This is a genomic window from Sphingomonas sp. BL-S-29 (assembly GCF_055521495.1).
Genome location: NZ_CM145482.1, coordinates 1,564,119 through 1,580,693 on the forward strand (window position 1 = coordinate 1,564,119; position 16,575 = coordinate 1,580,693).

Genomic DNA, 16,575 nt, shown 5'->3' on the forward strand with positions numbered 1-16,575 from the left:
CTCCGCTTCATGTCGGATGGCCGGTCAGCGCCGATGGTAGCGCTATCACGGACTGGTAGTCCGCAGGGCGATTCTTGTCAAGGTAGGACCGGATCGGAACGATATCGCCAAAATGGCTATATCGACCCGGAACGCCGCGATGTCCGCGAGGCGATCACGCCGATCGCAGCGGATCTGGATATTGTTGTGCTTCCCGCCCGAAACAATTGACACTATCAGTGTCAGAAGTCGTCAGCGATATCCGATCCGCCTTTCCCCGGCACCGCCGGCGGAAAGGCGATGGTCGTACGGCATGGTGCCGTCGCGCTGACCCGACGGGAGAGAAAACATGGCCGATGGTTCCACGATTCTGGGTCCCAATCAGCTCGTCACCGGCGTGCGCGGCTGGGCCGGCAGCGAAGTCGTGCTGACCGGGTCGAGCGTGAGCGACGGCGTGACCAGCGCCTTGCTCTATCTCGGCCCGCTCTATCCGACCGACAGCACGGGCATCTGCCTCCTCACCCCCGCGATCCAGGGGCGGGAGGTGACCAGCGCGACCTTCTACGGACCCGACACCTATGTGTTCAATCCGGATCTCGGCAAGGGCCGGGTCCGCGCGGTCGGCAGCTACCAATATGGCGGCGGCAGCGCGCGCAATTGCGGCATGGTCTATCAGGGCACGCCGCAGGGCGATGGCGGCTGGTCGTCGCTCGAGGTGCCGGGCAGCGAGGTCGGCGGACAGACGGTGTGGAACACCATCGCGCACAGCACGATGGGGACTCTGGTGGTCGGCAATTACGACCTGCTCGACGTCCCTCTGTCCGCCAACGCCTTCATCTTCGATATCGCCAGGGGCACGTGGCGCCTGTTCGACTTCCCCGGCTGCACCCTGACCACGGCGTACGGCATCTGGCAGAACGAGATCGGCGGCACGCGCTACACCATCGTCGGCGGCACGCGCGACGGGCACGGCATCAACCAGGGCTTCGTCGTCGGCTATGATTCGGTGACGCGCGCGTTCAGCCATTTGAAGCTCTACAGCTATCTCGACCAGCCGCACCTGGTGACGCATTTCGAAGGGATCGTGGCGACGCCGAAGGGCTTCAACCTCGCCGGCGGCTCGTCGGGCTCACTAGCCCTTTTCGCCTCGATCGAGGTCAATCCGGACGGCTCGTTCAGCGACGCGACCTGGGTGCCCTATGCCTTTCCCGGCTCAAGCATCACCACCGGCAACAGCATCTATGGCGATGTGCTGATGGGCATTTACGCCGAGTCCGGGGTGTCCGGCGTCAAGAGCTATGTCGTGCCGATCGAACCATAGGCGGCTGACAGGCGCTGGTGTCCGCGAGGGCCGCCTCGCGACCTTCTGCCGGCCGGACGGATTGTGGGAGGGGCACCGGGTCGCGAAGAGGTGGGCTTCCGATAATTGATTATCGGCGCGCTGCGTTGACGGCGTTGCGAAATGGGCGCGATTGGGTCAAGTCTCCGTGAATGGATTATACCGACATCGATCCGGTCATCGAGAGATGGGTGGCGCGTCTCGGCTCCACGCTTTTTTCTAAGTGGAACGGTGCGCCAGCGCGCTTCTTCTACACACCGGGCGATCCGCCTTTCGAATGTTTCCAGATCAGCGTCGAGAGGTTCGAGCCTGACGAAGTCTTGGTTTATGCGCGCGCGATTGACGCGAACGACGACACTGAAAATGGCTTGGAGAAAAGCTGGACTGGGGCGCAAACTCAGCTTGATGCCATGCTGACGAGCGCCTCAGAAACGATAAACGAGTGGAAAGGGAGGCCTCGAATTACGCCCGACCCGCCATCGCCGTGGTGACCGGTATCCGCAACATCGTCATCCTCACCGGCGCCGGCATCTCCGCCGAGAGCGGCCTCGCGACCTTTCGCGGGCCGGGCGGATTGTGGGAGGGGCACCGCGTCGAGGATGTGTGCACGCCCCAGGCGCTCGCGCAGGATCCCGATCTGGTCCACCGTTTCTACGACGCCCGCCGCGCGGCGCTGGCAACGGTCGAGCCCAATGCGGCGCACCGCGCGCTGGCGCGGCTCGATGCCGCATGGCCGGGCGAGCTGCTGATCGTCACGCAGAATGTCGACGACCTGCATGAGCGGGCCGGGGCGACGCGGCTGCTGCACATGCATGGCGAGCTGAACTCGGCGCTTTGCGCTGCCTGCGCGGCACGGACGCCCTGGACCGGCGACATGCCGCCCGGCACGCGCTGCGACACGTGCGGCGCGCCGGTGATGCGGCCCGACATCGTGTTCTTTGGCGAGATGCCGTACGACATGGACCGGATCGAACGGGCGCTGTCGGATGCCGATCTGTTCGTCTCGATCGGCACCTCGGGCGCGGTCTATCCCGCCGCGGGCTATGTCCAGACCGCGCGCTATCACGGCGCGAAGACGCTGGAGATGAACCTCGAACCCTCGGCCGGCAGCGGCTATTTCCACGAGACGCGACTCGGCGCCGCGAGCGAGCTGGTGCCGGCATGGGTGAAGGAGCTTCTTCATTCCTCCCCAAGCTAGCTTGGGGAGGGGGAGGAATGAGGGTCACTCCGCCTGGTCGAAATATGTCGTCGATCGATTCAACCGCGATCCGAATCGCTGCACCATGGAGGCTGGCCGGAGAGTGACGAAAATCCGGCGCGCTCTTTCTCATGACGGTCGCGGCATCATTGCCTCATCCGTCCCTGCTACGGCGACCTTGCCCTGTTAACGGTATGGGCCCGCCCTGTTCCGCGGGACGTTCGCCCTGTTCTTCAGGAACAGGGCAGGCGACCATCAATATTTTGAAATATATGGAAAATATCTCCAACAAAGTTGGAAATAACAGGGCAAGAAAAAATCTTCACGCTGTTCTGCCCTGTTACCGGCCAGGATCAAGGCCAGGTACAGGGAGCGCGGCGCTCGCGCCGTCGGCGGTCCGCGCCATTCCGTTTTGCGTTTCACCTCCAGGCGAAAGGCCCTAGATTGGCCGCCAAGGGAGTTGGACCATGGGCATATTGGATTTCCTGTCGAAGCAGTTCGTCGATGTGATCGATTGGGTGGACGAGCCCGGTGTGCTCGCCGTCCGTTACCCGATGCAGGATCGCGAGATCCAGACCGGCGCGCAGCTCACCGTGCGCGAGGGGCAGAAGGCGTTCTTCTATAATGAAGGCCAGATCGCCGATGTGTTCCTGCCCGGGCTGCACACGCTCGAAACCAGCAACATGCCGCTCCTCACCGCGCTGAGGAACTGGGACAAGGGCTTCGCCTCGCCCTTCAAGTCGGACATCTTCTTCTTCACCTCGCGCGAGCAGGCCGGGCTAAAATGGGGCACGGCGCAGCCGATCACGGTGCGCGACAAGGAATTCGGGCCGCTGCGTATCCGCGCTTTCGGCAGCTATTCCTTCCGGGTCGAGAATGTGCCGGTGTTCGCCGCCAAGCTGCTCGGCACGCTCGAGAAACTGACCGTCGCCGATATCGAGCCGCAGCTTCGCGGTGCGATCACCACGGCGCTCGCCACCGCGCTGGGCGGCGGGGCGATCGCGTTCGTCGACCTCGCGGCGGATCAAAGCGCGATGTCGCAGCGGTTGCTCGCCGCGGTCAAGCCGGCGTTCGAGGCGTGGGGCCTGAAATGCTGCAGCTTCTTCGTCGAGAGCCTGTCGCTGCCCGAGGCCGTGCAGGAGCATCTCGACAAGGCGAGCTCGATGCGCGTGGTCGGCGATGTCGATCGGTATGTCCGCTTCCAGACCGCCGAGGCGATCGATACCGCCGCGGCCCAGTCGGGTGGTGTCGCCGGGATCGGCGCGGGTGCCGCGGCCGGCATGGCGATCGGGCAGAGCATGGCGGGCGGCTTCGGCCAGGCCGGCGCGGCGCAGCCGGGCGAGGACCCCTATCAGCAGATCGAGAAGCTCCACCGCCTGATGACCGCCGGTGCGATCACTCAGGCCGAGTTCGATACGAAAAAGGCGGCACTGCTGGCCAAGATCGGCTGATCCTTCGTGATCGACGCGAATTGCCCCAATTGCGGTGCGGCGGTGCATTTCCGGTCGGCCGATCTGCCGGTGAAGGTCTGCGACTATTGCCGCAGCTCGCTGGTCCGCAAGGGCGACATCCTGCAGGCAATGGGCAAGATCGCCGAAGTGCCGGAGGATGTCAGCCCGCTGCAGCTCGGCGTGCGCGGCACCGATGGCGGGGTCGGCTTCGAACTGATCGGTCGCGTGCGCTGGCGCTGGACCGATGGCGGCTGGAACGAATGGCTCGCGCTGTTCGATGACGGCTCGACCGCCTGGATCGGCGAGGCGATGGGCCGCTACATGCTGCTCCGCCAGATCGACCATAGCGGTATGCGCACCGGCGCAGTGCGGAGCCTGCGCGACGATCAGGAGGTCGAACTCGGCAGCGAGGCGACGATCGACGGAATCGCCTACACCGTCACTGACGTGAAGGAAGCAAGCTGCGCCGGTGGCGACGGCGAACTGCCGTTCAGCACGCCGGCCGGGCTCACCGCGAAGAGCATCGATCTGATGGCGCCCGATGGCCACTGCGCGAGCATCCAGAAGGAGCGCGGCGAGGTGCTGGTCTATGCCGGCCGCTACGTCACGCTGGGCGACCTCAAGGCGACCGGGCTGCGCGCGTTCGAGGGCTGGCCGATGCCGCGGTTCGCCGCGTGAGCGACGCGCTATCGACCGTTCGGGCGCTGTCCTGCACCCAGTGCGGCGGCACGATATCGTTGCGCGCGGCGGGCTATACCGTCAGCCTGATCTGCGAGCATTGCGGCACCACGCTCGACGCGACCGACCCCGATCTGCGTATCATCGCCCGGGCAACCGCGGCGATGCGCGTTCCGCTCATCCCGCTCGGCACCCGCGCGGAACTGCGCGGCACGATGTGGGAAGTGGTCGGCTATCTCGAGAAATCGGATGGTGGGGGCGGCTGGTCCGAATATCTGCTGTTCAATCCCTATCAGGGCTATGCCTTCCTGCTCGACGACGGGCGGCGCTTCAGCATCGGTTTCCTGCTCGATCGGCTGCCCGGCTATGACTGGGGCCAGCTTCAGCTCGATGGCGAGGGCTATGAACGCTTCGGCACGCGCTACCCGACCTGGGTGAAGTTCGTCGTCGGCGAATTTTACTGGCGGGTCGCCGAGGGCGAGCATGTCCGGGTCAGCGACTATGTCCGCCCGGGCAAGATGATCTCCTGCGAGGAGAATGACAGCGAGCGCACCTGGACCCGGCTGTTCATGCTCGACTGGGGCGAGGCGGAAAAGGCCTTCGGGATCGAGCGCCGCCGCCGCGAATACAGCACGCCGTCGCCGCACGAGCCCTCGCCCTATCGCGACAAGATGGTCGAGGCAGTGATCCTCGGCGCGATCGCGGCGGTCACGCTGTTGCTGATCGCGATGATGGGTGGCGGATCGACCCGGGCCGCCAGCGCCGACATGCAGGTCGCGATCGGCGGCGCGCCGGTGACTCAGGTCGTCCGCGGGATTGAGCTTCCCGGGCGCAACACCGCCGTGCGTATCGGCGCCCGCGCGGACCAGCTCGACAATAGCTGGATCGAGCTCGATTATTCGCTGGTCGACCGTCGCACTCAGCAAAGCTTCGATGCCTCGACCGTGGCCGAGCGCTATAGCGGCCGGGACAGCGACGGCGCCTGGAGCGAGGGCGACACCACGCCCAGCATCAAGCTGTCGAGCATCCCGCCCGGGACCTATGATCTGGTCGTCGAGGCAAGCGGCCATCGCTGGGCGCCGGGCGCGTCCATTTACGCCACCTATAGCGGCCCCGAAGTGATTCCGGTGGAGATCTACGTCGCGCGGGGCGGCATGTTCGGCGGAAACGTGCTGCTCGGGCTGATCCTGCTGCTGATCTGGCCGGCGATAGCGATCTTCCGGCATTATGGCTTCGAGCAGCGGCGGTTGAGCCCAGTCGCCGAGGATGACGACGAATGAGCAAATCCTCGATCCTTTACGGCATATTCTGCCTGCTGGTCGTCGGCGGGTTCACCTATGCGACGATGAACGGCTTCTCTCCCTTCGCCCAGGGCGGCACGCGCGGGTTCGTGCGCACTGCCTATGGCCCCACCCACAAATAGCGAGAAGGGTATCCCATGCTCACCACCGCAGTCCTGCTGGCCACCCTCGTTTACGCAGGCATCGGCCTGGTCATCTTCGTCCTCGGCTTCTGGCTGTGGGACCGGGTGACCCCGGTCGATCTGTGGGGCGAGGTCTGCAAGGGCAATATCGCGATCTCCATCCTGGCCGGGTCGGTCGCGATCGCGCTGGCGATCATCATCGCGGCGGCGATTCATGGATGACGGCCCGGCCGGGGATTTTGCCCGGCCATCGCGCCTCGGTGCGGCGCTGCTGGTTTCCGCCTTCGTCGTCGCCACCTGCGGGCTGATCTACGAGCTGCTCGCCGGCACCCTGGCGAGCTACCTGCTCGGCGACAGCGTCACGCAATTCTCGATCGTCATCGGCACCTATCTGTTCGCCATGGGCATCGGCTCCTGGTGCTCGCGCTATGTGAAGCGCGACGAACTCGCCGTGTTCGTCCGGGTCGAGATATTGATCGCGGCGATCGGCGGGGCCTCGGCCGCGGTGCTGTTCCTGCTGTTCGACCGCGTCGCCGATTTCCGCATCCCGCTCTACGGCCTGGTGCTGGTGATCGGCGCGCTGGTCGGGCTCGAAATCCCGTTGCTGATGCGCATCCTCAAGGACCGGCTCGAATTCGGCGATCTCGTGTCGAAGGTGCTGACCTTCGATTATGTCGGCGCGCTTGCCGCCTCGCTGCTGTTCCCGTTGCTGCTCGTCCCGCAGCTCGGGCTGATGCGCACCGGCTTCCTGTTCGGCCTCGCCAATGTCGCCGTCGCCATCGCGCTGATCCTCATGCTGCCGGGCAAAAGACGCCTGCGCACGGAACTGATCGTCGGCATTCTGGTGGCGATCGGGCTCGCAACAGGGTTCCTCGTTTCCGAAAAACTGCAGCGCGCCGCCGAGGTTGGGGTTTACGGCGATCCGATCCTCTATGCGGCGTCGACGCCCTATCAGCGCGTCGTCATCACCAAGCGCGCGGGCGACCTGCGGCTCTATCTCAACGGCAATCTGCAATTCTCCTCGCGCGACGAATATCGCTATCATGAGGCGCTGGTGCATCCGGTGATGAGCCGTGCGCACAACCCGCGCGACATCCTGGTGCTCGGCGGCGGCGATGGGCTCGCGGTGCGCGAGATCCTGAAATATCCGGGCGTCGCCTCGGTCACGCTGGTCGATCTCGATCCGGAAATGACCAGCCTGTTCCGCAACAGCGCGATGCTGTCGGCGCTCAACCATGATGCGTTCCACTCGCCTAAGGTGCATGTGATCAATGCCGATGGGTTCCGCTGGCTGCGCGAGAACCAGCGGCGGTTCGATGCGGTGTTCGTCGATTTCCCCGATCCGACCAATTTCGCGATCGGAAAGCTCTACACCGTCAGCTTCTATCGCGAGCTGGCCAGGGCGCTCGCGCCGGGCGCCGTGGTCAGCGTGCAGAGCACCTCGCCGCTGGTTGCGCCCCGCGCTTATTGGACGGTGGCGACCACGCTCGAAGCCGCGGGCCTGATCACCCGCGGCTATCATGTCTATGTGCCGAGCTTCGGCGAATGGGGCTTCGTGCTGGCGTCGAACGAGCCGATCGGTCGGCCCGGACCACTGCCCTCGGGGCTTCGTTTCCTCACGCCGCAGACTGACGCGCTGGCCTTCATCTTCCCGCCGGACATGGCGCGGCGCGCGGTGCCGGTGAACCGGCTCGACAACCAGGCTTTGGTCCGCGAGTTCGAGGCCGAGTGGGCCGTGTACGAGGGCTGACGGCATGGCCGTATCCCGCCGCACCCTGATCGCCGGCTCGGTCACCGCCGCCGCGGCGATCGGCGCGGGCGCCATCGCGTGGGAAGGCCGGGACAAGCCCATGCCCGGCACGCTGAGCGGCGCCGACTTCGCCCGCGGCCACCGCCTGCGCGACGGCGCGACCTTCCCGCCGCCGAAACGCGAAATCCGCACCGGCATCGCCATTCTCGGCGGCGGCGTCGCCGGCCTGTCGGCGGCCTGGGCGCTGGCAGAAGCGGGCCTGACCGATTTCCGCCTGCTCGAGCTGGAGGATCGCACCGGCGGCAATGCCCGGTCGGGCCGCAACGCCGTCTCGGCCTATCCGCTCGGCGCGCATTATCTGCCGATCCCCAATGCCGAGGCGAAGGGTGTGGTGCGGCTGCTCGAAAAGCTCGGCATCGTCATCGGCCATCAGGACGGCAAGCCGCTGTTCGATCCCTATCAGATCGTCTCCGATCCCGACGAACGGCTGCTCAACCTCGGCAAATGGCAGGAAGGGCTGATCCCGACGGTCGGCCTGACCCCGGCCGATCGCCACGACCTCGACGCCTTCTTCGCGGCGATGGCTGGCTATCGCGAGCGTCGCGATGGACAGGGCCGGCCGGCGTTCGCGCTGCCGATGGCGTTCAGCGCACGCGACCCGGACCTGCTGGCGCTCGATATGCTGAGCTTCACGGCATGGCTCGACCGGAAGGGCTGGCGCTCGCCGATCCTCCGCGGTCATGTCCGTTATGCCTGCCGCGACGATTACGGCACGGAGCCCGATCAGGTCTCGGCTTGGGCGGGCATCCATTATTTCGCCGGCCGGCGCGGCGTCGCCGCCAACACCTCCGGCGATACGGTGCTGACCTGGCCCGAGGGCAATGGGCATCTCGTCGGGCGCATGGCGCAGCGGCTCAAGGCGCAGATCGATTGCGGCCGGATCGTCCACCGCGTGCGGCCCGTCACGGCGGGTGTGGAGATCGATTGCTTCGACGTTGCGTCCGGCGAGTCGGTGCGCGTCATCGCCCGCAGCGCGATCCTCGCCACGCCGCATTTCGTGACGCGCCGCCTGCTGCCGCCGGGTGCGCTGGCGGAGGGGCAGTTCGGCTACGCCCCCTGGATCGTCGCCAATGTCACGGTCGACCGGCCGCCCGCCGGCAACGGCTTCGAGCTTGCCTGGGATAACGTGTCCTGGACCAGCCGATCGCTCGGTTATGTCGTCGCGACGCATCAGTCGCTCGGCACCGTGCCCGGGCCGACCGTGCTGAGCTGGTATCTGCCGCTGTCCGACATGCCGCCTGCCGATGCCCGGCGCGAACTGATCGACCAGCCGCTCGACTATTGGCAGGCCATGGTCCGCGACGACCTGCTCCAGACCAATCCGGACCTGGAGGGCGCCATCTCGCGCATCGATATCTGGCGCTGGGGCCATGCGATGATCCGCCCGGTGCCCGGCTTCTTCTGGAGCGGGGCGCGCGAGGAAGCGGCCAAGCCGCGGCCGCCCTTGTTCTTCGCCCATTCGGACCTGAGCGGCCTCTCGCTGTTCGAAGAGGCGCATTATCGCGGCACCCAGGCGGCACAGGACGCGATGGCGCATCTGGGCATTCCCTATGAAGACATGCTGATCTAGGAACGCACGTGGATTACAGCGGGACGCATCTCCTCGCCGACCTGTTCGGCTGCACCGGTCTCGACGATATCGATCGGGTCGACGCCGCGCTTCGGAACGCCGTCGTGGCGGGGGGCGCGACCCTGCTCGACCTTCGGCTCCACGGGTTCGGCGCGGGGCAGGGGGTGACCGGCGTGGCGTTGCTCGCCGAATCGCATATCTCGATCCACACCTGGCCCGAGCGCAACTACGCCGCGGCCGACATCTTCCTGTGTGGCGGTCGGCATGATCTGGACGCGGCCCTGGCGGCCCTCTCCGCCGGTCTGGGGGCCGAACGCTGCGAGGAGCAGCGCATCGCGCGCGGCTTCAGCCTCAGCGACGTGATGAACCGATAGAAGCGGTTCGGCGCAAGGGTCACTCCACCCAGTCGAGCCCCATCTCGCGGTAGATATCCCGCTCGTCATCCCAGCCGGGCTTCACCTTTACGTGCAGATAGAGATGCACCGGGCGGCCCATGATATTGCTCAGCTCGGCGCGGGCCCGGGCGCCGATCTCCTTGATCCGCGCGCCGCCCTTGCCCAGCACGATCGCACGCTGGGTCGGGCGCTCGACCAGGATCTGCTGGTGGATCTCGACGGAGCCGTCCTCGCGTTCCTTATACTGCTCGGTCTCGATCGCGCTGGCATAAGGCAGCTCGGCATGGAGCTGGAGATAGAGCTGTTCACGCGTCACTTCGGAGGCAAGGCTGCGCTCGGTCGCGTCGGACACCTGATCCTCGGGGAAATGCCACGGCCCCTCCGGCATCGCCTTGGCCAGCACCCGCTTCAGCTCGGGCAAGCCATCGCCGGTCGAGGCGCTGACGAAGAAGGTTTCGGCGAAATCGACGATGCCGTTGAGCTTCTCGGCGTGGAGCAGCAGCTTCGCCTTGTCGGCCAGGTCGACCTTGTTGAGGATCAGATATTTCGGCTCGGCGCGCGACGCGATCGACTCCGCGATCGGGATCACCTTGGGGCCGAGCCCGCCCTTGGCGTCGACCACCAGAGCGATCACGTCGGCGCCTTCGGTCCCGCCCCAGGCGGCCGAGACCATCGCCCGGTCGAGCCGGCGCTTGGGCTCGAAGATGCCGGGCGTGTCGACCAGCAGCAACTGGGTCTCGCCCTCGATCGCGACACCCATCAGCCGGGCGCGCGTCGTCTGCGCCTTGGGGCTGACGATCGCGACCTTCTGGCCGACCAGCGCGTTGACCAGGGTGGATTTGCCGGCATTGGGCGCGCCGAGCACGGCCACGAGGCCGCAATGTTGTTCAGTCATCTAAACCTCAGGTGATCAACGTCCCGACCGGGGCCGGGGCGAATGGGAAGCACCACCTGTACCCCTTGCGTCGGGTTTTGTCGAAGCCCGCTGAACCGGCGCTTCGGCGGCCCGGGCAACCGCGCAGGCGGACGCCCGCCGGTCAGGCGATGATCAGCCCCCGCATCGTCTCGCGCGGCAGGGTCTCGTCGAAGCGGCAGCCGATCCGCCCGTCCGAGCACCAGATCACCGTCGCGGCCATCGCCGTGCCGCCATTCAGCCTGAGCAGCAGGCGCTCGCCCGGTGGATGCTGGACCGGCGACAGGATGCGGCAGCCATAAGGCGAAACGTCGCACAACATGGCATGAGACGGCTTTCCGCGGTGCGCCTGCGTCGTCACGCGGGTGACCTGCACGGGGTGGCGCGGCGCGGCGCGGCCATCGAGCGACGCCGCCTGCACGGTGCGATACTGGGTTGCCCTCGACGCCATGTTGTCCCCCCGCCCTTGGCGCGGGGATACGCGGCGTTGGTAAGCAAAGCGTTAAGGCCTGGGCAGGGATGGCTGCGGGCCAGGTATCGTTCCGGCCCTTTGTCGGCAGCGGTGCCGGCGCCGCGCGGCTAGCCGGTCAGCTTCTCCAGCAGCGCCGCCGCCGCCGCGGTTTCCGCTTCCTGCTTGGAGCTGCCGGTCGCGGTCGCCTCGGCCAGTGCGCCGATCGAGGCCTTGACCGTGAAGCGCGGCGCATGGTGCGGGCCGGACCGGTCGACCACGTCATAAGCGGGCGTGCGGCGGTTGTTCGCCGCCGCCCATTCCTGCAGCGCGGATTTGGGATGTTGCGGCGCCGCCGCGCCTTGCGTCTTTACCCGGTCGCCCCAGGCCTTGCGGATCGCCTTGCGCGCCGGCTCGAGCCCGGCATCGAGATAGAGCGCGCCGATCAATGCTTCCATCACGTCGCCAAGGACATTGTCGCTGTCGGCGGCGCCGTCGTCGCGCGCCTGTTTGCCGAGCTTGAGCTGCGTGCTTACGCCGACGCTGCGCGCCACGTCGGCGCAGACCGCGCCCGTCACCAGCGCGTTCAGCCGCTTCGATAGCGCGCCTTCGGGCTCGCCGGGAAAGGTCTCGAACAGCCATTCGGCCATGACGAGGCCGAGCACCCGGTCGCCCAGGAACTCGAGCCGCTCGTAATTCGCCGCGGCCTGGCTGCCATGAGTCAGCGCGCGTTCGTACCCGGCCAGGTCGCGGGGCTTGTGGCCGAAACTTTCCTTGATCCAGTCTGAGAGCGCTCCGCTCAAAAGCCTTCCCCGATCCTCGACCAGCGCGCCGCGGAGAACCATGTCCAGGGCAGGAACCAGTTGGCGGAGCCGTCAGTGGAGAAGAAGGTCACGACCGCCTTGCCCTCGATCCGGTCCATCGGGACATAGCCCATGCCGCTCGGCTGGCCCGGCAGGGCATCGGCGGGGGCGGGGAAGCGACTGTCGCCGCTGTCGTCGCGGTTGTCGCCCATGACGAAGACGCGGCCCGCCGGCACCGAATAGAGCCCGGTATTGTCCGCCTCGTCATTCTCGCCGCGATCCAGCACCATATAGGACTTGCCGTTGGGCAGGGTCTCGCGGAACTGCGGATAGCGGCAGATCGGTTTGCCATCACGGCCATTGTCGAGGAATTCGGACGGGCATTCGCTGCCCGCCGGATAATTGGGCGTGATCGGCAGGGTGAAGTCGGCGACCGGATCCTTGGGGACCGCGGTGCCGTTCAGGATCAGCTGGCCGTGGCGCATCTGGATCGTGTCGCCGGGCAGCCCGATCACGCGCTTGATCACGTCATGGTCGCCGGTCGGATCGCGGAACACGACCACGTCGCCGCGTGTCGGATCGCGGCCGAAGATGCGCCCCGGGATCAGCGGCACGCTGAGCGGCAGCGAGTGGCGCGAATAGCCGTAATTCCATTTCGACACGAACAGATAGTCGCCGATGTAGAGCCGCGGCAGCATCGATTGCGACGGGATGTTGAACGGCGAGAAGATGAAGCTGCGGAAGATCAGCACCGCGATGACCAGCTTCACCAGGAACAGGATGGTGTCGCGGGTTTCCGACCTGGGCTTGGGCGGCGTGAGGGTCGCGCCGGGGGCGGGGTCGGGTGCGGGCATGTCGGTATCGGCCATGCGCGGCGGTTTGCGGTGGCGGGGGCGAGGCGTCAAGCCGGGCCGTGCCGGGAAAGGGCTCGAGAGCGGGAGAATGAGGGGGGGCGGCACGCTCGGAATGGGGCGCCCGGCGAAAAAGACTGGTGGGTTCGAGGTGGTATAATGCGCGCCGCGCGACTACCTGACGGCATCGATTAGCGGAGATGTTTTCCATGGCTGCAGACTGGACCTCGATCGAAGCCTTGCCCTCCCCCCGGCTGGAGGCGTTGTTCGCCGACGATCCGGACCGGCTGAAGAAGCTCAGCCTGGACGTCGCCGGCCTGCATTTCGACTGGTCCAAAACGCATCTGACGCCCGAGGCGATCGCTGCCTTCGAGGCGCTGGCCAGAGCGCAGGACCTCGCCGGCAAGCGCGAGGCGCTGTTCGCGGGCGAGATCGTCAACGTCACTGAAGGCCGCGCCGCCACCCACACCGCGGAGCGCGGCGAGGGCAAGGCGGAGGATGTCGGGCTGGCCATGACCTTCCACGCCCGCATGCGCGCGCTGATCGACGCGATCGAGGCCGAGGCGCTCGGGCCGATCCGCCATGTCCTGCATGTCGGCATCGGCGGTTCGGCCCTTGGCCCCGACCTGCTGGTCGACGCGCTCGGGCGGGAATCCGGGCGATACGACACCGCGATCGTCTCGAACGTCGACGGTGTCGCGCTCGAGGAAGCGTTCGGCCGCTTCGATCCGGCCGCGACCCTGCTCGTCATCGCCTCCAAGACCTTCACCACCACCGAGACCATGCTCAACGCGGAAAGCGTGCTCGAATGGATGCAGGAAGGCGGCGTCGAGGACCCCTATGGCCGCGTCGTCGCGCTCACCGCGGCGCCCGACAAGGCCGTCGAATGGGGCGTGGACGAAACGCGCGTGCTGCCCTTCATGGACTCGGTCGGCGGGCGTTACTCGCTCTGGTCGTCGATCGGCTTTCCTGCCGCGCTGGCGCTGGGCTGGGACTGTTTCGAGCAGCTGCTCGACGGCGCCGCCGAGATGGACCGGCATTTCCGCCTTGCCTCGCTCAGCGAGAACGCCCCGGCGCTCGCGGCATTCGCCGATCTCTATTACACGCAGGTCCGTCACGCCGAGACGCGCGCGACCTTCGCCTATGACGAAAGGCTGCGGCTGCTCCCGTCCTATCTCCAGCAGCTCGAGATGGAATCGAACGGCAAGGGCGTGACGGTCGACGGCCAGCCGCTCGGGCGGCCGAGCGCGGCGATCACCTGGGGCGGCGTCGGCACCGACGCGCAGCATGCGGTGTTCCAGCTGCTCCACCAGGGCACGCACCTCGTGCCGGTCGAGTTCGTCGCGGTGATCGAGCCCGGCGACAGCCTGGCCGAGGACCATCACCGCCAGCTGCTGCTCAACGCCTTCGCGCAGGGCGCGGCGCTGATGACGGGGCGGGCCAACGACAAGGATCCGGCCCGCAGCTATTCGGGCGACCGGCCCAGCTCGACCATCCTGCTCGACGATCTCGATGCCCGGACGCTCGGCGCGCTGCTGGCCTTTTACGAGCAGCGCACCTTCGTGAACGCCGTGCTGCTCGGCATCAACCCGTTCGACCAGTTCGGGGTGGAGCTGGGCAAGGAAATGGCCAAGGCAGCGGGAGAAGGCGGGCAGACGTTCGACGTCTCCACCGAGGACCTGATCAAGCGAGCGTTCGGCGAGCAATAGCCGTAAGGCACGGCGGTATTTGTGGAAGAATGACCCCGGATCGAGTCCGGGGTGATGAGGAATATGAGATGGCCGAGGCCAAATATGACTACGACCTTTTTGTGATCGGTGCCGGCTCCGGCGGCGTCCGCGCGTCGCGCGTCGCGGCGGCGCACGGCGCGAAGGTCGCGGTCGCCGAGGAATATCGTGTCGGCGGCACCTGCGTGATCCGCGGCTGCGTGCCCAAGAAGCTGCTCGTCTATGGCGCGCATTTCGCCGAGGACCTGGCCGATGCGCGGCGTTTTGGGTGGAACGTGCCCGACGACTGCGTTTTCGACTGGAAAGTGCTGACCCGGAACGTGCTCGACGAGGTCGACCGGATCAACGCCGCCTATACCGACACGCTGACCAACAACAAGGTCGAGATCATCGCCGAGCGTGCGACGATCACCGGCCCGCACGGCATCCGGCTGGCGAGCGGGCGCGAGGTCACGGCGAAGACCATCCTCGTCGCGACCGGCGCGACTCCCTCGGTACCTGACTGCCCCGGCAGGGAATATGGCATCACCTCGAACGAGGCGTTTCATCTCGACGCGGTGCCGAAGCGGATCCTGATCGCCGGCGCCGGCTATATCGCCAACGAGTTCGCCGGCATCTTCCACCAGTTCGGCGCGCATGTGACGCTGATCAACCGCACCGACGTGATCCTGCGCGGCTATGACGAGCAGATCCGCGACCGGCTGCTCCAGATCTCGATGATGAAGGGGCTCGAATTCCGCTTCCACGCCGATTTCCAGGGCATCGAGAAGATGGACGATGGCTGCCTGAAGGTGAGCATGTCAGGCCATGAGCCGATCATCGTCGATTGCGTGATGTTCGCGACCGGGCGCGACCCCAATACGGCCGATCTCGGTCTGGAGACGGCCGGCGTCGAGATCGACGCCAAGGGCGCGATCGTGGTCGACGACGACAACCGCTCCACCTGCGACAGCATCTATGCGGTGGGCGACGTGACCAACCGCATCCAGCTGACCCCGATCGCGATCCGCGAGGGCCAGGCCTTTGCCGACACGATGTTCGGCAACAAGCCGACCCGGGTCGATTACGAGAATGTCCCCTCGGCGGTGTTCAGCCATCCGCCGATGGCCGGTGTCGGCCTCACCGAAGGCCAGGCCAAGATGAAGTTCGGCTCGGTCAAGGTCTACACCTCGGATTTCCGCCCGATGAAGAACGTCCTGGCCGGCCGCAACGAGCGTGCGCTCTACAAAATGGTCTGCGACAGCGAGACGGACAAGATCCTCGGCCTGCACATGATCGGCCCGGATGCGCCCGAGATACTGCAGGGGGCCGCGATCGCGGTGAAGGCCGGGCTGACCAAGGCGGCGTTCGACGAGACGGTTGCGCTGCATCCGACCATGGCGGAGGAACTGGTGCTGATGCGCTAGTTGTCAATCTTAGCGCAAAATCGTATAAGGCGCGTGATGGCACAGATGAATATCTCGGTCCCCGATGCGCTCAGGCAATGGGCGGAGCAGCGTGTGGCCGAAGGGCGATATGCCAGTACCAGCGACTATATTCGCGACCTCATGCGCCGCGACCAGGACGCGGCGGCTGAGCTGGCCTGGTTGCAAGGCGAGATCGACAAGGGCATTGCATCAGGGCTTGATCCTCGATCCCATTCGCAAATCATCCAGGACATTCGCACCAAATATCTAAGCGAAGATGGCTGAGCTTCGGCTCACGCCAGAGGCCAATGCCGATCTGGAGGACATCACCGTCTACAGCCTCGATCAATTCGGGCGCGCGACGGCGGACAGGTATCTAAGCGCCTTCGAATCGGCATTTGAGATTCTCGAACGCTATCCGGAGTCAGGGGGCGTCTATGCCGGTATCGTACCGGATGTGCGATGGACGCGCTGCGGTAGTCACCGCATCTTCTATCGTGTCGAGGAAGATATCGTCACAGTCGTGCGCGTTCTCCATTTCGCCCGCGACGCGAAGCTGGCCTTCAGCAGTCAACACTGACCTG

The 16,575-nt window shown here is 66.2% G+C and carries 19 protein-coding genes; 15 read left to right on the forward strand and 4 right to left on the reverse strand.

The window, feature by feature from the left end; translation table 11 throughout:
* Window positions 1-328: 328 nt before the first annotated feature.
* The 11 genes from ACZ1I2_RS07500 to speD all read left to right on the forward strand — a co-directional run bounded on the left by ACZ1I2_RS07500 (window position 329) and on the right by speD (window position 9,822).
* Window positions 329-1,300, forward strand: coding sequence for a hypothetical protein (locus tag ACZ1I2_RS07500; protein ID WP_465174553.1), 972 nt, complete (start codon window positions 329-331; stop codon window positions 1,298-1,300).
* 170 nt (window positions 1,301-1,470) lie between these two features.
* Entirely contained in the window at window positions 1,471-1,809 is a 339-nt protein-coding gene (locus ACZ1I2_RS07505) for a hypothetical protein (protein WP_465174552.1), read from the forward strand.
* Complete coding sequence (locus tag ACZ1I2_RS07510) at window positions 1,806-2,516, forward strand: NAD-dependent deacylase (RefSeq protein ID WP_465170303.1); 711 nt, start codon at window positions 1,806-1,808, stop codon at window positions 2,514-2,516. The genes ACZ1I2_RS07505 and ACZ1I2_RS07510 overlap by 4 nt, the downstream gene beginning before the upstream one ends.
* A 467-nt stretch (window positions 2,517-2,983) precedes the next feature.
* Window positions 2,984-3,967: an SPFH domain-containing protein gene (locus tag ACZ1I2_RS07515; RefSeq protein ID WP_465174551.1), complete on the forward strand. Its 984-nt coding sequence runs from the start codon at window positions 2,984-2,986 to the stop codon at window positions 3,965-3,967.
* A 6-nt stretch (window positions 3,968-3,973) separates the two neighbouring features.
* Window positions 3,974-4,645: a DUF4178 domain-containing protein gene (locus tag ACZ1I2_RS07520; RefSeq protein WP_465174550.1), complete on the forward strand. Its 672-nt coding sequence runs from the start codon at window positions 3,974-3,976 to the stop codon at window positions 4,643-4,645.
* The gene (locus ACZ1I2_RS07525; protein WP_465174549.1) at window positions 4,642-5,925 is read left to right on the forward strand and encodes a DUF4178 domain-containing protein; all 1,284 of its coding nucleotides are present in this window, start codon (window positions 4,642-4,644) and stop codon (window positions 5,923-5,925) included. Before ACZ1I2_RS07520 ends, ACZ1I2_RS07525 begins: the two co-directional genes overlap by 4 nt.
* Window positions 5,922-6,068, forward strand: coding sequence for a hypothetical protein (locus ACZ1I2_RS07530; protein ID WP_465170299.1), 147 nt, complete (start codon window positions 5,922-5,924; stop codon window positions 6,066-6,068). The genes ACZ1I2_RS07525 and ACZ1I2_RS07530 overlap by 4 nt, the downstream gene beginning before the upstream one ends.
* A 15-nt stretch (window positions 6,069-6,083) precedes the next feature.
* Window positions 6,084-6,290 carry a DUF350 domain-containing protein gene (locus ACZ1I2_RS07535; RefSeq protein ID WP_465170298.1) on the forward strand — a complete coding sequence of 69 codons (207 nt, stop codon included), beginning with the start codon at window positions 6,084-6,086 and terminating at the stop codon, window positions 6,288-6,290.
* Window positions 6,283-7,818, forward strand: coding sequence for a polyamine aminopropyltransferase (locus ACZ1I2_RS07540; RefSeq protein WP_465174548.1), 1,536 nt, complete (start codon window positions 6,283-6,285; stop codon window positions 7,816-7,818). The genes ACZ1I2_RS07535 and ACZ1I2_RS07540 overlap by 8 nt, the downstream gene beginning before the upstream one ends.
* Window positions 7,819-7,822: 4 nt before the next feature.
* Window positions 7,823-9,448: a flavin monoamine oxidase family protein gene (locus tag ACZ1I2_RS07545; RefSeq protein ID WP_465174547.1), complete on the forward strand. Its 1,626-nt coding sequence runs from the start codon at window positions 7,823-7,825 to the stop codon at window positions 9,446-9,448.
* A gap of 8 nt (window positions 9,449-9,456) precedes the next feature.
* The gene (gene speD, locus ACZ1I2_RS07550) at window positions 9,457-9,822 is read left to right on the forward strand and encodes an adenosylmethionine decarboxylase (RefSeq protein WP_465174546.1); all 366 of its coding nucleotides are present in this window, start codon (window positions 9,457-9,459) and stop codon (window positions 9,820-9,822) included.
* Window positions 9,823-9,841: 19 nt separating this feature from the next.
* Here speD and era read toward each other — a convergent pair whose 3' ends face one another.
* The 4 genes from era to lepB form a co-directional block, all read right to left on the reverse strand.
* Complete coding sequence (era, locus tag ACZ1I2_RS07555) at window positions 9,842-10,738, reverse strand: GTPase Era (RefSeq protein ID WP_465170294.1); 897 nt, start codon at window positions 10,736-10,738, stop codon at window positions 9,842-9,844.
* 142 nt (window positions 10,739-10,880) lie between these two features.
* Complete coding sequence (locus tag ACZ1I2_RS07560) at window positions 10,881-11,207, reverse strand: PilZ domain-containing protein (RefSeq protein ID WP_465170293.1); 327 nt, start codon at window positions 11,205-11,207, stop codon at window positions 10,881-10,883.
* A gap of 128 nt (window positions 11,208-11,335) precedes the next feature.
* Window positions 11,336-12,049, reverse strand: coding sequence for a ribonuclease III (gene rnc, locus ACZ1I2_RS07565; RefSeq protein WP_465174545.1), 714 nt, complete (start codon window positions 12,047-12,049; stop codon window positions 11,336-11,338).
* Window positions 12,004-12,876 carry a signal peptidase I gene (gene lepB / locus ACZ1I2_RS07570; RefSeq protein ID WP_465170291.1) on the reverse strand — a complete coding sequence of 291 codons (873 nt, stop codon included), beginning with the start codon at window positions 12,874-12,876 and terminating at the stop codon, window positions 12,004-12,006. The genes rnc and lepB overlap by 46 nt, the downstream gene beginning before the upstream one ends.
* A gap of 191 nt (window positions 12,877-13,067) precedes the next feature.
* Between lepB and pgi the strand changes: the two genes are divergently transcribed.
* The 4 genes from pgi to ACZ1I2_RS07590 are packed head-to-tail and all read left to right on the forward strand — an operon-like array spanning window position 13,068 to window position 16,571.
* The gene (pgi, locus tag ACZ1I2_RS07575) at window positions 13,068-14,567 is read left to right on the forward strand and encodes a glucose-6-phosphate isomerase (RefSeq protein WP_465174544.1); all 1,500 of its coding nucleotides are present in this window, start codon (window positions 13,068-13,070) and stop codon (window positions 14,565-14,567) included.
* Window positions 14,568-14,596: 29 nt separating this feature from the next.
* Complete coding sequence (gor, locus tag ACZ1I2_RS07580; RefSeq protein ID WP_465174543.1) at window positions 14,597-15,991, forward strand: glutathione-disulfide reductase; 1,395 nt, start codon at window positions 14,597-14,599, stop codon at window positions 15,989-15,991.
* A 36-nt stretch (window positions 15,992-16,027) separates the two neighbouring features.
* Window positions 16,028-16,276 (forward strand): type II toxin-antitoxin system ParD family antitoxin, encoded by a 249-nt coding sequence (locus tag ACZ1I2_RS07585; RefSeq protein WP_465174542.1) that lies wholly within the window; start codon window positions 16,028-16,030, stop codon window positions 16,274-16,276.
* Entirely contained in the window at window positions 16,269-16,571 is a 303-nt protein-coding gene (locus tag ACZ1I2_RS07590) for a type II toxin-antitoxin system RelE/ParE family toxin (protein ID WP_465174541.1), read from the forward strand. Before ACZ1I2_RS07585 ends, ACZ1I2_RS07590 begins: the two co-directional genes overlap by 8 nt.
* The last annotated feature ends 4 nt before the right edge of the window (window positions 16,572-16,575 follow it).

Excerpts from the sequence above, each read along its gene's own strand:
- ACZ1I2_RS07560 (WP_465170293.1), bottom strand. The coding sequence starts at position 11,207 with ATGGCGTCGAGGGCAACCCAGTATCGCACCGTGCAGGCGGCGTCGCTC.
- era (WP_465170294.1), bottom strand. The coding sequence starts at position 10,738 with ATGACTGAACAACATTGCGGCCTCGTGGCCGTGCTCGGCGCGCCCAAT.
- ACZ1I2_RS07545 (WP_465174547.1), top strand. The coding sequence starts at position 7,823 with ATGGCCGTATCCCGCCGCACCCTGATCGCCGGCTCGGTCACCGCCGCC.
- pgi (WP_465174544.1), top strand. The coding sequence starts at position 13,068 with ATGGCTGCAGACTGGACCTCGATCGAAGCCTTGCCCTCCCCCCGGCTG.
- rnc (WP_465174545.1), bottom strand. The coding sequence starts at position 12,049 with ATGGTTCTCCGCGGCGCGCTGGTCGAGGATCGGGGAAGGCTTTTGAGC.
- ACZ1I2_RS07500 (WP_465174553.1), top strand. The coding sequence starts at position 329 with ATGGCCGATGGTTCCACGATTCTGGGTCCCAATCAGCTCGTCACCGGC.
- ACZ1I2_RS07515 (WP_465174551.1), top strand. The coding sequence starts at position 2,984 with ATGGGCATATTGGATTTCCTGTCGAAGCAGTTCGTCGATGTGATCGAT.
- gor (WP_465174543.1), top strand. The coding sequence starts at position 14,597 with ATGACCCCGGATCGAGTCCGGGGTGATGAGGAATATGAGATGGCCGAG.
- ACZ1I2_RS07590 (WP_465174541.1), top strand. The coding sequence starts at position 16,269 with ATGGCTGAGCTTCGGCTCACGCCAGAGGCCAATGCCGATCTGGAGGAC.
- lepB (WP_465170291.1), bottom strand. The coding sequence starts at position 12,876 with ATGGCCGATACCGACATGCCCGCACCCGACCCCGCCCCCGGCGCGACC.
- ACZ1I2_RS07530 (WP_465170299.1), top strand. The coding sequence starts at position 5,922 with ATGAGCAAATCCTCGATCCTTTACGGCATATTCTGCCTGCTGGTCGTC.
- ACZ1I2_RS07505 (WP_465174552.1), top strand. The coding sequence starts at position 1,471 with ATGGATTATACCGACATCGATCCGGTCATCGAGAGATGGGTGGCGCGT.
- ACZ1I2_RS07535 (WP_465170298.1), top strand. The coding sequence starts at position 6,084 with ATGCTCACCACCGCAGTCCTGCTGGCCACCCTCGTTTACGCAGGCATC.
- ACZ1I2_RS07585 (WP_465174542.1), top strand. The coding sequence starts at position 16,028 with ATGGCACAGATGAATATCTCGGTCCCCGATGCGCTCAGGCAATGGGCG.
- ACZ1I2_RS07540 (WP_465174548.1), top strand. The coding sequence starts at position 6,283 with ATGGATGACGGCCCGGCCGGGGATTTTGCCCGGCCATCGCGCCTCGGT.